Consider the following 14,284-nt stretch of genomic DNA (forward strand, 5'->3'; position numbering starts at 1 on the left):
CGCAAGACTCAGGGGTTATTGATCAAGTTCCAATCCGGCTCATCGACTGCCAACTTTGCTTCGACGACCGGCCATTTTGCATCGCCCTTCGGAACAAGATCATCGGCATTGTCCGCAAAGGCGGCCGCGTTCCCTTCGTCGTAGATCAGGTAGAGCTTGCCATCGATGATCTTGAACGCTTCCGGATCGACATTGACGGTGACGGATTCATGGAGCGCGACCTCGCCCGCGCAGTAACCACCGTATTGAGGAGCGTATTTGGCAGGTTCGCTCATGAACATTTCCTTGTGTTCCTTGCTGGCGAAATGCCACGGCGTGCCAAGCCACTCATAGGAAAAATCTTCGGAACCCTTCACGGCCTTGCCATCGGTGAAATAAGCGACCGTGTCGTAGCCCATGATCGCCACTCCGCCGAAGTAGCCGGTATTCACCGAGTCGGCGAAGGCAGAGCCTGCACCGGCCATCAAGGTGAGCGCACATACGACTGCCGACGCCGAATTGGGAACCAGTCTGATCGATATGTTCATCTGCGTTCTCCGTTCAATCGTGGATAGATTCGCACTTCGCAGCGTTCGCTTCGCCAAGGACTTTCGCCTGGCACGTCGCGCCATGCCGTTTGAATAGTTTTATGATGTCGGTATTGCCCTTCCAGAACGCGCGGGTGGTCGGCCAGTAGCCGTGAGCTTCAGGATGGTTCACATCCGCGCCTTTGCCGATGAGGAACTCTGCCAGTTCAACGTGGTTTTCCTCACCCGCTACTATCAACGGCGTGACGCCAGACTTGTTGGCCGAGTCTTCCAGCACCGCCCCCTTCTCGAGCAACAGCTTGGCGATCGGGAGGCTTCCGGAAAAGGCAGCCGCATGGAGGGGGGTAAACCCACCGGAATTGCGTGCCATGACGTCGGCGCCCTTGCCAAGCAGGAATTCCGCAATGGCAAGCTGATCGTCGAGAGCAGCAGCGATGAGGGGGGTGGCCTGGTCGCGCGCCCGGCTGTCGACGTCGGCACCGCCTGCCAAGGCTTGCTCCACGGCACTCTTGTCGCCGGCAGCGATGGAGTCGAACAACGGCTCACCTGCGACTACTCTTGTAGCCGCCAATACCAGCATAGTAAGTGCCAGCAGTCCGCGCATCGTGTAAAATAGCATATTAGCTTCGAGTCATACAAGCTGCATTGGGCTCATCGGGGCAGATGCCGGCGGACAGCGCGGCCGGATGTCCGCTTTAAGCTCCACCAGGGAAGTCGCCTCCGGGTCACGGCGGAAGGTTCCACCCGCGACCGCAGGCTGTGTCAAATGCCACCTCGATAAATAGGGCAGCCGGTGGCTTGGCCATGTCGCCTTCGCGCCATATCCCGCTATTCCAGCCTTCCCCTCACCGCTCCATCGGGCTGATCTCCGCATCGACCAGGCACCAGGGCGCGTAGCGGAAATCGCGGATCTGGACGACCCGCTCGTCCCGCCATTCGACCAGCATGAAGCCGCGCACGGCGCCATCCGGCTCCTGCGGGTTGCGGATCAGGATCGCCGGCCTGCCGTCGACGAAGCCCAGCGACAGCGCCCAGTCGGTCACGCGGTCGTAATTGCCGAAATAGGTCGACACTTCGGCCTTGCCGCGCAGGCGGAGGCGGTTGACGACTTCGAGCTGGATATCTTCGGCGATCAGCGCCCTGACCGCGTCGAAGTCACGTGCGTTGAACAGATCGACATAACGGCGCAGCCGCCGCTCGTCATCGGCGTCGAGCCGGGGCGCGGCGACCTGCTCCGGCTCGGCTGCAAGCAAGCGCAGCTGCGCCCGCCCGCGATGCAGCGCCGCCTTGGTCGCGGCCAGCGTCGCGCCGGTCACCTCGCAGGTCTCGTGCAGCGAAAGGCCAAGCACGTCGACCAGGATCACGGCGCCGCGCTGCGCCACCGAAAGCTGCATGAAGCTGCGCAGGCCGGCCGCCGCGGCGAGCCGCGCGTCGGCGCTGCCGGAGGGATCCTCGATCGTGGTCATGTCGGTCTCGGCCATGCGCGATCTTTCCCGATGGCGCCGGCGCAAATGGTCCTGCGCGGCATTGTGGGCGATGCGAAACAGCCATTGCTCGGGCCGTTCGACCGTCATGCTGCCGTCGACCGCCTGCAGCGCCTTCACCAGCGTGTCCTGCACGATGTCCTCGCCGTCGATGACCGAGCCGGCCATGCGGGCGCAGTAGCGGTGCAGCCTCGGGCGAAGCTCGGAGAGCATCGCCTCCAGCGCCGGCCGGTCGAGTTTCCGTGGAATCGTGGCGTCCATTCTATCCGGCTTTGCCGCCCTCGAGCACATGATAGTTGCCGATGATTTTGGCAGGCGATCGCTTGACCGGGGTCGAACGCCGCTCCGCATGGTTTTGCGTGAACGCCTCGAAAGCCGCAAGCCCGGTCAGCGCGGATGTGTCATTTCCCTCGCCGACGACGTGGATGAATTCGCAGTCGTCGAGTTCGAGCACAAGATAGCGCACGCTCTGCGGCGCCGTCTCATTCAGCGCCTCGAACACTTTTGCCACCAGCGCTCGGTTCTCTTCAAGCCCGGTGTCTTTCACGCCGTAGCGAATGAGTTTGTAGCCCATTGTTCGTCTCCTGATTGGTTGACCTGAGCAGAAGACGTTTCGCGTTCCCGAAAAGATTCTCGGCTCGGCATGAATCTTTTCGGCCGCCCGGATCGTCTTCCACCTGTGAACCGCTACGCAGCACCATCAAGGAGCAGGAGAGACGACCATGCACATCCAGTTTGCTGAACTGCCGGTGTTCGACCAGGACCGCGCCAAGGCGTTCTACATCAGGCATCTCGCCTGCCAGGTCGCAGCCGACGAGAAGATGGGCGATAGCGGCTGGCGCTGGATCGAGCTGACATTTCCCGGCGCTGTCACCAACCTGCATTTCGTGAGGCGCGCCGACGACACGGCAGGCGCGGAGCCCGTGCTGGTGCTGGTCGACGAGAATGTCGAGGCCACGATCGCCGCTTTGAAGGCTGGCGGCGTCGAGATCATCACCGAACCGCAGGAGGCGCCCTGGCAGCCAGGCCGCACGGTGGCGGAATTTCGCGACAGCGAGGGCAACCGCATGGTGGTCGCCAGCCAATAAGCGACCGGCCGGAGAGCGAGCCTCTGAATTCTGACGCGGCCATTTGGACGGCTGGAGAGGGTGGTGAGTGGACGATGGCCTGTCATTCTGCAGCAACCCGACCAGGGCGCTGTCCTTCGTGATACTCGCGCCACGCCTGTCGCAGGATTTGCACTGAAGACGTGAGGAAGATGCCTGCCATCAGTGCCGCCACCGCCAGATCGGGCCATGCCGTCGATGTGCCCCACACACCCAATGCCGCTGCCATAACCACAACGTTTCCGATCGCATCATTGCGGGAGCAAAGCCAGACCGATCGCACATTCGCGTCGCCGTCCTTGTAGCGTCGGAGCAGGAGCACGGAACCAAGGTTTGCCGCTAGCGCAAGAAAGCCGATCGCACCCATTACCTCAGCGCTCGGAAGTCCAAGGACAAGGGTCTGATAGACGGTGGAGCCAAAGACCCAGACAGCCATAACGGAAAGCGAGAGGCCCTTGAACAGGGCGGCCGTCGCTCGTGTGCGCAGGCTTGCCCCGATCACGGCGAGGCTCAACCCGTAGGTGATGGTATCGGCGAAAAAATCTAGTGCATCCGCCTTCAACGCCTGCGAGCCCGCAAGCTGACCGGCCACCATCTCCGTCAGGAACATCGCCCCATTGATGCCGATGACTGTCCAGAGCATGCGCTTGTAGCGCGGGTCCATACCGTCAAAGATTGGCACGCGCCCAGAGCAGCAAGCCTTTTCGACCTCGTTGCGAGCGGCCGTCGTGCTCACTGGAAAGACCAACGGCGTCGGGACGCAGCAAGCGTTCGTTTCGTGATTGCAGCAATGGTCAGCCATGCGGCGCCTCCTTTTGTGCAGGCACCGTAGTCCCTATAGTGACTAGAGGTTCAAGAGGCTTTTTCATGGATTTTTCGATTGGCGAACTCGCGCGGCGCACCGAAGTGAAGGTGCCGACCATCCGCTACTATGAACAGATCGGCCTGTTGCCGCCGCCGCCTCGCACCGAAGGGCAGCAAAGGCGCTATGGCAAAAACGCCACGGCGCGACTTGCGTTCATCAAGCATGCGCGTGAACTTGGCTTCGATATCGAGGCAATCCGTGCGCTTCTGTCGCTGCAGGACAACCCAGATCAATCTTGCAGTGTTGCCGACAGGATCGCAAAAGCACGCCTTGCTGAAGTCGAGGAACGCATTGCCAGCCTCAACGCTCTACGAACGGAATTGCAGCGGATGGTCAAGGAATGCGCCTCTGGCCGGGTGGCTGAATGCCGCGTCATTGATACTTTGGCCGACAGTAGTCACGGGCATGGCCGCTTAGTTGAGACCTGATTGAGTGCAGTCTGCAAAGGGTCGATTCCGGCCGGTGGATCCGGGCCGCTTGTAGCGTCATTTTGCCCCCTGCCGTAATGCCCCAGCCACGGCGTCGAGGCGGCGTCAGATCGCACGGATGATGCCACCATCGACGCGAATGTTCTGACCGGTGATGTATCCGGCCCCTTCGGAAGCGAGGAAGGCAATCGTCGCGGCGATTTCATCGCTGGTGCCATAACGCTGCATCGGCACGCTGTCGCGGCGCTCCTCGGTGGCGGGAAGGCTGTCGATCCAGCCGGGAAGGACGTTGTTCATGCGAACGTTGTCGGCGGCGTATGTGTTGGCGAAGATCTTGGTGTAAGCGGCAAGCCCCGCCCGGAACACGGCCGAGGTCGGGAACATCGGGCTCGGTTCGACAATCCATGCCGTCGAGATGTTGATGATGGCGCCGGCTTTCTGCTTGACCATGTGCGGCGCGGCGATACGCGTCGGCCGGATGACGTTCATCAGGTAGATGTCGAGGCCGGTGTGCCATTGGTCGTCGGTGATTTCGAGGATCGGCGCACGTGGCCCATGACCTCCGCTATTGACCAGGACATCTATGCGACCCCAGCGATCGAGCGTGAGATCCACGAGACGCTGCAGATCGTCGTTCGACTGGTTGGAGCCGGTCACGCCAAGCCCGCCAAGCTCCGTGGCCAACGCCTCGCCCTTGCCGGATGAGGACAGGATGGCGACCTTGAAGCCATCCCCCGCCAGGCGCTTTGCGGCCGCAGCGCCCATGCCGCTGCCACCGGCAACGACAACAGCTACTTTTTCTACACTCATCTTATCTTCCTTCTCGGGTGACAGGAATCTGAAAGCGATGTCTTCGAGGCTGAAGTAGTGATATAACCGGTTCTCCCGGCTGGTTCGAACCAGAAAGTCTGAAATCAACCTGTAGAAAAACTCCTGGATGCCCGAAGCCTTCCATAGCTTGCCGGCGCTCAATGCGCTTCGCGCCTTCGAAGCGTCCGCGCGCCATCTCAACTTCCGCATCGCAGCCGAAGAGCTGAGCGTGACGCAGGGTGCTGTGGCGCAGCATATCCGCGGGCTGGAGGCCGATCTGGGGGTAAAGCTGTTCGAGCGGCTGCCGCGCGGCCTCGCGCTCACGAGTGAGGGTCGCGCCTATGTGCCGAACATTCGTCGTGCCTTCGACCTGATCTCGGAGGCAACCCTGCTGCTGCGCCCCGAGCCGGCCCGGCTGACGATCAGCGTAACCCCGAGCTTTGCCACCAAATGGCTGATCCCGAAACTGCCGGAGTTCGTGGCGCACAACCCGCTTGTCGACCTGCGAATTCTGGCCAGCGAAAGCCTGTCGAGCTTCCAGGCCGACGGCGTCGACATCGCGGTCAGGCAAGGCCGCCCGCCCTTCGGCGCTGGCCTCGTCGTCGATCTCCTGTTTCCGCAACAGATCATCGCCGTGTGCTGCCCCTCCTTGCTGCCTGCCGGCGCGAGCGAAATCGCGCCGGCAGAAATCAAGGATCATGTGCTGCTCCACGATGCGCACAATCTGTGGCCGGAATTCATGGAAAAGGCCGTCGGCCTGAAGATGACGACGGAGCTAAGACGCATACGCTTCAATCAGACCGCGCTTGCGATAGAAGCGGCTGTCGCGGGCCAGGGCATCGCGCTTGCCAGCCGCTTTCTTGTCGCGGCTGATCTCGCCGCCGGCCGGCTGGTCCAGTCTCTCGGCGTGGAGATGCGCGGCACGCAGGATTTCTACGTCGTGGTTCCACGCAAGCAGCGGCACCCCGAGCCGACGCAAGCCGTTCGGCAATGGCTGCTGAACGAGGGTGATGAGGCACGGCTGTTGTCGTGAACACCAGCCCCGATGTTCGAGAGACGCGCCTGACACGGCTCGCCCATGCCGAACCTCGGGTCTGAACGTCATGGCGCCGACAATCCTGCGTCGAAGCGGCTGCGCGCCCGACATCGTGGCGCGGAGACATCACATGATCCGGAAAAGTTCCATCAAACAAGGAGATAGAGACCTATCTTGATCCTATTGTGCGGATCAAGCGCCTGACACCTGAGCACGATCAGGAACCGGACATGATCTGCCAGACGGCCACGCCCGCAAGCGCTAGCCCAGCAGCGCCTTCGATGGTTCGGGAAATGGCTTCGAGTGGCTTGTCGGCGAAGAAATCCATCAGGCGTTCCCGAAACAGGATCGACAACACCGCGACGCAGGACAGCGTCAGCGCCACACCGACCATCATGGTGATCGCGAAGAGAATGCCGGCGCCTGGAATGCCCCTGGACATCGCGAAGGTCATCACGAAAAGCGTCAGCGGGCACGGGATCAGACCTGCCATAACGCCGACCGCCTCGCCCTCGTGCTTGTGGTGACGGCCGCGGCTCAAAGCGCGCCAGAGCATCCAGACACCGATCAGGCCGAGCAGCCCACGACTGATATCCTCCAAAAGCGGAGCGCGGCCGACACTGCCCAAGGCGATGGAAACCAGTGGCAGCGAGAGAACCGCAATCAGAACGGCAATCATCACATGCGTGAACGACAGCGTGATCGATACGAGAAGGCCGCGCGGAACCTTTGCATCCGAACCGGCAAGATATGTCGCCAGCACGGCCTTGCTATGACCCGGCGTCAGCGCATGGGCGGCGCCGAAGACGATGCCCATCGGCAGAAAAGCCATGAACGCCAGCCAGTCGCCTCCCACCGAGAGCAGTTTGATCTGCTCGCCGACCGCCAGATAGATCGTTCGTTGAAACTCGACAAGAATTTGGAACATCAGCCGAGGGTAACAGAAACGAGCCGGTCGGAGCGACCGTTAGTGCCTGTGTTCGCCGTGACCATGTTCATGGGGATGATCCGCATCCGCTCTCGCCAATCTTATGTTTGCCGCCGCAAGCGCCGGCATATGATCGAACAGCTCGGCTTCCAGCGCTGCCGTGATCTTTTTCGCTTCGGAAACCGGCAGGCTTTCTTCGACAGCGACAGCAATATCGGCGTGCAGCTTGTGACCGATCCACCGCGCCTTGGCATCGACAATGCGCGCCCCAGGCACATGCGCGGCGGCATGGTGGATTTCGCCAATGACCTCAGGCTCAATACCGTCGAGCATGCGGGTCAGCACCGAGCGAGCCGACTGCCAGACGATGCCGAAGATGGCAAGCGTGATGAGCAGGCCGACAATCGGGTCGGCCAGCGGAAAACCGAGCCAGACCCCGAGCGCCCCGATGACCACGGCAAGGCTGGTCAAGCCGTCGGTGCGGGCATGGTAGCCGTCGGCGATCAGCGCGGCGCTGCTGATTTCCCGGCCGACGCGGATGCGGAACACCGCAACGGCCTCATTGCCGAGAAAGCCGACAATGCCTGCCGCCGTCAGCCACCCAAGATGCGTCACCACGCGTGGATTTATCAAACGATCGATGGCCTGATAACCGGCGACGATGGCGCTGAACAGGATGATCCCGACGATGATGATCCCGGCCAGGTCCTCGACCCGGCCAAGGCCGTAGGGGAAGGTCGGCGACGGCTTGCGCCGGGCCAGTATGAACGCGATCCACAGCGGAATGGCGGTGGTGGCGTCGCCGATGTTGTGGATCGTGTCGGCCAGCAGCGCCACGCTGCCCGACAGCACCACCACGACGATTTGCAATGCCGCGGTGATCGCCAGGATGACGAACGACCATTTTATCGCCCAGATGCCCCGGTCGGTCGTCGTGATGGTCGCATCGATGACCCCGTGGGTATGCCCATGCGAGCCGTGATCGCCATGGTCGTGACCATGCGCCGTGTGATCGCGCGCCCCGAACCCAAACCAGTCGAGAATGCGCGCGCCGAGGCTGTTCACAGGTATTTGACTGCTCACAGGTATTTCGCCAGTTGCTTGAGTTCCGCCAGCGAGTTGCCGCCCGCTTCCGCGGTGCCCGTTTCCGCAGTATCGCTCAGGCAGTGCTCGATATGATCGTGGATCAGTTCGCGCTTTGCGCTGCTGATGGCGCTTTCCACGGCATGGAGTTGCTGCGCCAGATCAACGCAAGGACGATGCGCCTCGAACATGGACAGCACCGCCGCAAGGTGGCCTTGCGCGCGCTTCAGACGCTTCACGATATCGGGATGCGAACGGTGGATGCCTTCGGACATGCCTGCGTTCCTATCCTCCCCGGGGGGATATGGTCAATCTTTTTTGAACTCACCTTGCCGGTGAGGCTTCCCACAGATCGAAGAAAACCACCGGCCCGTCCAGCGACTTGCCACCTTCCTGCGGTTAACCTGTCGGACCGGCCGGCCCGTATTATTTCGTGACCATGTCGCGCTGGAACCTTCCCTCGCACCACGCGTTCGGGGCGCTGTATTCGCCGTGCCTCATATTTAGGCAAACTTGGCGACGGGCGAATATCGGTGGGGAGGCAAGAGCATGGGTTGGGGAGGAGCATGTTGTCATGTCGAACCGAGAAATTGGAACGTCCCACACATTGGGGCTGCGCGTCGCTGATCTCAAAGCCAGGATGCAGAGCGCCCGGATTACCGAGCACGAGATGAAAACCTTTCAGAAGGTCGCCGCCGTCATGGGAGGAAGTGAAGGCTCCCTACGCCTCGATGCCGACGACCTGATTGCCGCGTCTTTCGTTGTCGAGATGCTGGACGACCCCAGGGCGAATTGACGATCGTGGCACCCCTGGCGATCAGCCAGGCACCACGTCGGAGGCCAGGAAAGCGGCGCGCCCGAGACTGGCGGCCGCTTTCCTGACGCGTTGCAAATGCGCCTGGCGCTCGGCCACGGAGACAGTGTCCATGCGATAGAGCGCCAGGAATTTGGTCGAGCACAGCGGATGGCAGACGGAGCGGAAGCCGCGCAGCAAGGTGCGCCGGCCCGGCTGTCCCATGATCCACGACATCAGCGGCGTCGCGCCGCATGTGGTCAAGACGGAACACCATCAGTCGCGTCAAGGCCTGCTCGCTAAGGCTGATGCTCTACGACGCCCCCTCTGTCCTGCCGGACAGAGGGGGCGCGGTCCAGCAATGCCGGCATTGAAATCCTGTTTCTTCTCAAGTGGATGCAAGTCACAGGTGAATCTATTGAAGAGGTGCCGTCGCAATGACGGCAGGCACTCATCGCCCCCAGCCGGGAAAGCGCTCCGGACGCAGCCATTGCTGCGCCGGGTTGCCGTCGCCCGAAAGCACCGCGTCCACCAGCCAGCGCGCCGTGGCCGGTGCGGCATGCATGCCGATGGAGCCCATGCCGCCATGCACGAACAAGCCATCGATATCAGTTTTGCCGGCGACCGGCAGACCGTCGGAGAGCATCGGCCGGTTGCCGGGATAGACGTTGCTCACCCGCGGCGAGCCAAGACCGGGCAGCATGCGCAGCGTGCGGCTGGCGATCCGGCTCGCCATATCGGTGTTGCGAACCAAGTCGCGAAAAGCCGGCTGGACCGATGCGCCGAGCCGCGCATCGCCGCCACGCATCGGATTGAGGCAGATGGCCTCGACGGCCGGCTGGTCGTCCCGCTGTTCGGCGACGTCGGCAAGGCCGGCGAGGCTCATCCGCTTTCCCAGTTCCTCCTGGTCCGGCCATGTCAGCTCCTCGACGATCCACGGCAGCTCGAAGTCGAGCTTGCCCAACTGGATCAGCCAGCCGCGGCCGGCTGTGAACGGCAGGCTAGGCAGCGGCCCGTCGCCGACGGTTCGCCGCAGCAGGTCCGACATCCACAGCCCGTTGGCGATGAAGACGAGGTCGGCTGATATGATCCCCTGATCCGTCAGCACGCCCTGGACCTTGCCGCCCTTCGAGAAAATCTGGGCGACGCGAAGCCCTGTCCGGATCGCGGCACCGGCCTCGCGGGCAGCGTGGGCGAAGGCATGCGTCGCCCCCATCGGCTCCAGGGTCCAGGCGCGGCCGACGCTATAGCCGCCCGCCACCTTGAAGCCGATGCGCGGATGGTCCCGCGCGAGTTCCGCGCCGGTGACCTTCTCCATGGCGACACCGGCGGCCCGGTAGCGATCGGCGACAGTGCCGGCCGCCTCGAAGCTGGCCTGGTCTTCCGAGATGAGCAGGTGACCTATCGCCGAGAACTCGAAGGGCACCGCTCCTTGAGAAAGCTCCTCATAGATCGCCGCGCAGGCGTCGAGCATCTCGACCACTTGCGTCTGCGGGCCGCTGAGCAAGGTGCCGGTGTTGCGTCCCGACGATTCGGCGGCAATCACGGCCTGTTCGAGAACGACCGTTTTGACGCCTCTGGACGCCAGCTCCCAGGCCAGCGTGCAACCGGCGATGCCACCGCCGATGACGACGGCGTCGACCGGTCTGTTGTAGGAGCCCGGTTGCTTGGCTGAGCGGCCCGATGCGAGCGACATGGAGTTTCCCCCTGCGGATATATGGCATATCTGGATACTCGTATACGAGTATCCAGATATCCAGACAAGCTGCTTTCTGTTAGGCAGGGTCCAAGTGACAAGGAGAATCGAGTGAGCGGACTTGGCGAGGGCTTGATGCAGAAACCGCTGACGGTGGCCGAGCAGGTGGCGAATGTGCTGCGCGAATCGATCGCCGACGGCAGTCTGGCGGCCGGCACGCCACTGCGTCAGGACGATCTTGCCGAGCGCTTCGGCTTCAGCCGCATGCCGGTTCGCGATGCGCTTCGCCAGCTCGAAGCCGAAGGCATCGTTTCGATCCATCCGACCAAGGGGGCGCATGTCGCCAGAATGGACGCTGCCGAGATCCGGGAGATCTTTGCGGTCCGCGCACTGCTCGAAAGCGAAGCGCTGCGGCTCTCGGTGCCGAACCTCGGCAAGGAGAAGCTCGACGAGGCCGGCTATGTGCTCAACCAGATCGACGCCGAGCCGAATGTCGGCCGCTGGGGAACGCTGAACCGTGCCTTTCACCTGGCCCTTTATAGCGCCTGCGGCAACGCCCGTCTTCTTGGCCTCATCGAAGCCCACCACAATGCGGCCGACCGCTACGTTCGCGTTCTCCTGTCCAACCTCAACTATCGCAGCCGCTCGCAGGCGGAGCACCGCGACCTGGTGACCACCTGCCGCCACCGCGATGCCGAGGCGGCCGTCCGCGTCTTGCGAAAGCACCTCAGCGAAGGCATGGAAACGCTTGCCAAGGCTGGAGATGGGCTAGCGGGAAAGTCCTGACCTTGCCGGAACGACGTAAGCCGCCACAACCGAGTACCGGCCGGCCACGCCCCTCGCCTGGCGCCAGTCGTCCCCGAGCGAGTCCACCCAGCGTCAGCCTTTGCCGTGCGCTGTCGAAACTCGGCCTGTGCTCGCGCAAGCAGGCCGAGATCCTGGTCGCCGAAGGGCGCGTCCGGGTCGCCGGCAAGATCGTGCGCAACGGCTCGATGCGCGTCGATCCCGGCCGCGACCGCATCGAGGTCGACGGCAGCCGCGTCGTCGCCGAGCGCAAGGTCTATCTGATGATCAACAAGCCGCGCGGCCTGGTCACCACCCGCGACGACCCGCAGGACCGCGGCACCGTCTATGACTGCCTGGCAGAACTCGACCTGCCCTTCGTGTCGCCGGTCGGCCGCCTCGACAAGGCCAGCGAAGGCCTGCTGTTGATGACCAACGACACGCGTTTCGCGCAGCGCCTGCTCGACCCCGCCTCGCACGTCGCCAAGATCTATCACGTGCAGATCGGCGCCCTGCCCGACGAGACCATGCTGGCGCGGTTGCGTGCCGGCGCGACGGTCGATGGCGAGCTTTTGACGGCGCGGTCGATCGATGTTCTGCGCAGCGGCACCAGCACCGCCTGGCTGGAAATCACCCTTGACGAGGGCCGCAACCGCCATATCCGCCGGCTGCTCGGGGCGCATGACGTGGAGGTGCTCCGCCTCGTGCGGGTGGCGATCGGCCCCTTGCAGCTCGGCGAGCTTGCCAAGGGCAAGGCACGCCACCTCACCGCCGAAGAGCTGGCGCTGTTTCAGGGCTGAGCGAAGACGCATCGCTCTCCCTTCTCCCCTTGTGGGAGAAGGTGGCCGAGCGAAGCTCGGTCGGATGAGGGGTGTTCCAGCTTGGCACCAACAGCGATCCTTCCAACACCCCTCTTCCGTCTTGGCGCTACGCGCCAATCCACCTTCTCCCACAAGGGGAGAAGGGAAAGGGCAGCCCCGCCGCCCCCCCAGCTTTCCCGCTACTCGGCCGGAACCGGGCTGAGGCCGGTATCGCCCATCGAGTGCGGCCTGGCTTCCTTGCGTGCCGAGGCACGGGCGAGAACGCTTTGCCGGTTGATCGATTTGCGCTCGGCATCGATGCGCTGGATCAGGATTTCCGCGCGTTCGATCGACCCGAGCAGGGCCAGGATCGTGCCACGCTCAGCAGCGCCAGCATTCGGTCCGAGCGCCAGCGTGCGGGCGCGCAGCTCCTCGACCTCCGGCAGATTGACGTGGCCGGCCGGCATCTGCGGGTTGGAGATGCCGTAAGTCGGCAAGATCTCCCGCAGCGAAACATCGAGCTTGCTCAACGCCACGTCGACGATGGCCTGCGCCGGGCCGCTGAACTTCTCGCGCCTGACGCGGCGTGCCACCTGATGCATCGATTCCGTCAAGGCAGCCGTGAAGTCGGCTTCCTCGATCAGGCTGGCGATCAGGTCGAGCTGGTCATAAGGCAAATCCTCCTTCATTAGTTCGGCGGTGTAGGCACGGATATCGCGGCTGAGAATGTCGGTTGCGAGATAGTGCTCGCCCGGATCCGACGGCGCCTTCTTGGACGAGCGTGCGATGTCGAGGAACATTGCGCCGGCCTCGAGGTGACGGGCCGTTTCCTGCTGAACGGCGGGAACGGCCTTGGCAAAATCGCCGGCCAGCTTGCGGTCGAGGAATCTCGGCGTCGAGAAATCCTCTGCGTCATCGGCATCCGTGTGGCCGACACGCGACAAAATCCGCTCGAACACACCGATGAACGGGAACAGCAACAATGTATTGAAGATGTTGAAGAAGGTCGAGTAGAGGCCGACCGCGACCGGCACCAGGGGGAAGGTCTCCTTGCCGTCGACGATCACCGGGATGGCGGGATCGCCGCCGAAGAACTGCATGGCCCATTCCAGGACCTGCATGGAGACGAAGAACAGCGGGATGGTGATGCACACGCCGATGATGTTGAACGAGATGTGCGCGTAAGCGGTCCGCTTGGCGTTCTTCGAAAGATTGAGCGAAGCCATCCACGAGGTGATCGTGGTGCCGAGATCGGCGCCGAGCGAGAAGGCGACGGCCGTCGTCCAGTCGAGAATGCCGGCGGCGCCAAGGCCCATCACAATGCCGATCGTCGCCGAGGACGAATGGATCATGGCGGTCACGCCGGCGGCGATGAACACGCATTTGAGGAGGTTGAGATAGGAGTCGGCCGTGAGGGTCTGCAGCAGGGCCATGACTTCAGGCAGGTTGCGAAGCGGGCGCAGGCCGCCGGTCATCAGGTTGAGGCCATAGAAGATCAGCGCGAAGCCCATGCAGGCGAGCGCAATGTTCTTGACCTTTTCGCTTTTGGCGAAGCAGTAGACCAGCGAGAACACGCCGGCCAGGATCAATCCAAGCGGGCCGAGCGGCAGGGCGATGAGCCCGTTGCCGAGCGTGGTGCCGATATTGGCGCCCATGATCACGCTGATCGCCGGTCTCAGGGCGATGACCCCGGCATTGACCAGGCCGACGACCATGACGCTCATCGCCGTCGACGACTGGATGACGCCGGTGATCAGCGTTCCTGCCAGCACGCCCTTGATCGGCGTTCCGGCGGCCTTGGCGAGAAAGGCGCGCATCCGGTTGACCGAAAGCGCCTGGATGCCGTTTGCCATGAAGTCGAGGCCGAGCATGAAGATGCCCAACCCCCCGATCACCGGCACGAGGATGTCCTTGAAGATATCTATGTCCATGTCACGCAGTCCCC

The 14,284-nt window shown here is 62.9% G+C and carries 18 protein-coding genes; 6 read left to right on the forward strand and 12 right to left on the reverse strand.

The genetic code is table 11. The features are described from left to right. Positions 1-8 precede the first annotated feature (8 nt). The 4 genes from RPG13_RS26325 to RPG13_RS26340 all read right to left on the reverse strand — a co-directional run bounded on the left by RPG13_RS26325 (position 9) and on the right by RPG13_RS26340 (position 2,585). Positions 9-527 carry a YHS domain-containing (seleno)protein gene (locus RPG13_RS26325; RefSeq protein WP_127204159.1) on the reverse strand — a complete coding sequence of 173 codons (519 nt, stop codon included), beginning with the start codon at positions 525-527 and terminating at the stop codon, positions 9-11. 13 nt (positions 528-540) lie between these two features. Then, the gene (locus RPG13_RS26330; RefSeq protein ID WP_337127057.1) at positions 541-1,131 is read right to left on the reverse strand and encodes an ankyrin repeat domain-containing protein; all 591 of its coding nucleotides are present in this window, start codon (positions 1,129-1,131) and stop codon (positions 541-543) included. A 241-nt stretch (positions 1,132-1,372) separates the two neighbouring features. Continuing rightward, positions 1,373-2,272: a sigma-70 family RNA polymerase sigma factor gene (locus RPG13_RS26335; protein ID WP_337126366.1), complete on the reverse strand. Its 900-nt coding sequence runs from the start codon at positions 2,270-2,272 to the stop codon at positions 1,373-1,375. A 1-nt stretch (position 2,273) separates the two neighbouring features. Beyond that, positions 2,274-2,585, reverse strand: a complete 312-nt coding sequence (locus RPG13_RS26340) for a hypothetical protein (RefSeq protein WP_337126367.1) — start codon at positions 2,583-2,585, stop codon at positions 2,274-2,276. 148 nt (positions 2,586-2,733) lie between these two features. Here RPG13_RS26340 and RPG13_RS26345 point away from each other — a divergent pair, with 148 nt between their 5' ends. Continuing rightward, positions 2,734-3,099 carry a VOC family protein gene (locus tag RPG13_RS26345; protein WP_127293740.1) on the forward strand — a complete coding sequence of 122 codons (366 nt, stop codon included), beginning with the start codon at positions 2,734-2,736 and terminating at the stop codon, positions 3,097-3,099. Positions 3,100-3,181: 82 nt separating this feature from the next. Here the strand turns inward: RPG13_RS26345 and RPG13_RS26350 are convergent, their stop codons facing one another. After that, positions 3,182-3,919, reverse strand: coding sequence for a cation transporter (locus RPG13_RS26350; protein WP_095482837.1), 738 nt, complete (start codon positions 3,917-3,919; stop codon positions 3,182-3,184). 65 nt (positions 3,920-3,984) lie between these two features. On the opposite strand from RPG13_RS26350, the gene RPG13_RS26355 reads away from it, so the two are divergent. Next, positions 3,985-4,410, forward strand: coding sequence for a MerR family transcriptional regulator (locus tag RPG13_RS26355; RefSeq protein ID WP_095482838.1), 426 nt, complete (start codon positions 3,985-3,987; stop codon positions 4,408-4,410). Between the two features lie 105 nt (positions 4,411-4,515). Here RPG13_RS26355 and RPG13_RS26360 read toward each other — a convergent pair whose 3' ends face one another. Beyond that, entirely contained in the window at positions 4,516-5,220 is a 705-nt protein-coding gene (locus tag RPG13_RS26360) for an SDR family oxidoreductase (protein ID WP_337126368.1), read from the reverse strand. Between the two features lie 127 nt (positions 5,221-5,347). Here RPG13_RS26360 and RPG13_RS26365 point away from each other — a divergent pair, with 127 nt between their 5' ends. After that, positions 5,348-6,253, forward strand: coding sequence for a LysR substrate-binding domain-containing protein (locus RPG13_RS26365; protein WP_337126369.1), 906 nt, complete (start codon positions 5,348-5,350; stop codon positions 6,251-6,253). Positions 6,254-6,473: 220 nt separating this feature from the next. Here the strand turns inward: RPG13_RS26365 and RPG13_RS26370 are convergent, their stop codons facing one another. The 3 genes from RPG13_RS26370 to RPG13_RS26380 are packed head-to-tail and all read right to left on the reverse strand — an operon-like array spanning position 6,474 to position 8,542. Next, on the reverse strand, positions 6,474-7,184 hold the full coding sequence (locus tag RPG13_RS26370) for a HoxN/HupN/NixA family nickel/cobalt transporter (protein WP_337126370.1): 711 nt from the start codon (positions 7,182-7,184) through the stop codon (positions 6,474-6,476). Positions 7,185-7,223: 39 nt separating this feature from the next. Continuing rightward, positions 7,224-8,267 (reverse strand): cation diffusion facilitator family transporter, encoded by a 1,044-nt coding sequence (locus RPG13_RS26375; protein ID WP_442921357.1) that lies wholly within the window; start codon positions 8,265-8,267, stop codon positions 7,224-7,226. Then, on the reverse strand, positions 8,264-8,542 hold the full coding sequence (locus RPG13_RS26380; protein WP_337126371.1) for a metal-sensing transcriptional repressor: 279 nt from the start codon (positions 8,540-8,542) through the stop codon (positions 8,264-8,266). The genes RPG13_RS26375 and RPG13_RS26380 overlap by 4 nt, the downstream gene beginning before the upstream one ends. Before the next feature lie 299 nt (positions 8,543-8,841). Here RPG13_RS26380 and RPG13_RS26385 point away from each other — a divergent pair, with 299 nt between their 5' ends. Continuing rightward, a complete protein-coding gene (locus RPG13_RS26385) occupies positions 8,842-9,063 on the forward strand; it encodes a hypothetical protein (protein ID WP_095482866.1) in 222 nt (73 codons plus the stop codon). 21 nt (positions 9,064-9,084) lie between these two features. Here RPG13_RS26385 and RPG13_RS26390 read toward each other — a convergent pair whose 3' ends face one another. Together RPG13_RS26390 and RPG13_RS26395 are read right to left on the reverse strand one after the other, a co-directional pair. Further along, complete coding sequence (locus RPG13_RS26390) at positions 9,085-9,324, reverse strand: hypothetical protein (RefSeq protein WP_337126372.1); 240 nt, start codon at positions 9,322-9,324, stop codon at positions 9,085-9,087. A 187-nt stretch (positions 9,325-9,511) separates the two neighbouring features. Then, positions 9,512-10,756, reverse strand: coding sequence for an NAD(P)/FAD-dependent oxidoreductase (locus tag RPG13_RS26395; RefSeq protein ID WP_337126373.1), 1,245 nt, complete (start codon positions 10,754-10,756; stop codon positions 9,512-9,514). Positions 10,757-10,891: 135 nt separating this feature from the next. On the opposite strand from RPG13_RS26395, the gene RPG13_RS26400 reads away from it, so the two are divergent. Both RPG13_RS26400 and RPG13_RS26405 read left to right on the forward strand, forming a co-directional pair. Continuing rightward, the gene (locus tag RPG13_RS26400) at positions 10,892-11,542 is read left to right on the forward strand and encodes a GntR family transcriptional regulator (RefSeq protein WP_337127058.1); all 651 of its coding nucleotides are present in this window, start codon (positions 10,892-10,894) and stop codon (positions 11,540-11,542) included. A 2-nt stretch (positions 11,543-11,544) separates the two neighbouring features. After that, complete coding sequence (locus RPG13_RS26405; RefSeq protein WP_442921358.1) at positions 11,545-12,339, forward strand: pseudouridine synthase; 795 nt, start codon at positions 11,545-11,547, stop codon at positions 12,337-12,339. Positions 12,340-12,539: 200 nt separating this feature from the next. Here the strand turns inward: RPG13_RS26405 and RPG13_RS26410 are convergent, their stop codons facing one another. After that, positions 12,540-14,270, reverse strand: coding sequence for a Na/Pi cotransporter family protein (locus RPG13_RS26410; RefSeq protein WP_337126374.1), 1,731 nt, complete (start codon positions 14,268-14,270; stop codon positions 12,540-12,542). Positions 14,271-14,284 lie beyond the last annotated feature (14 nt).

The sequence above is a fragment of the Mesorhizobium sp. ISC15 genome (genome assembly GCF_037162615.1).
Classification (GTDB): Bacteria; Pseudomonadota; Alphaproteobacteria; order Rhizobiales; family Rhizobiaceae; genus Mesorhizobium; species Mesorhizobium mediterraneum.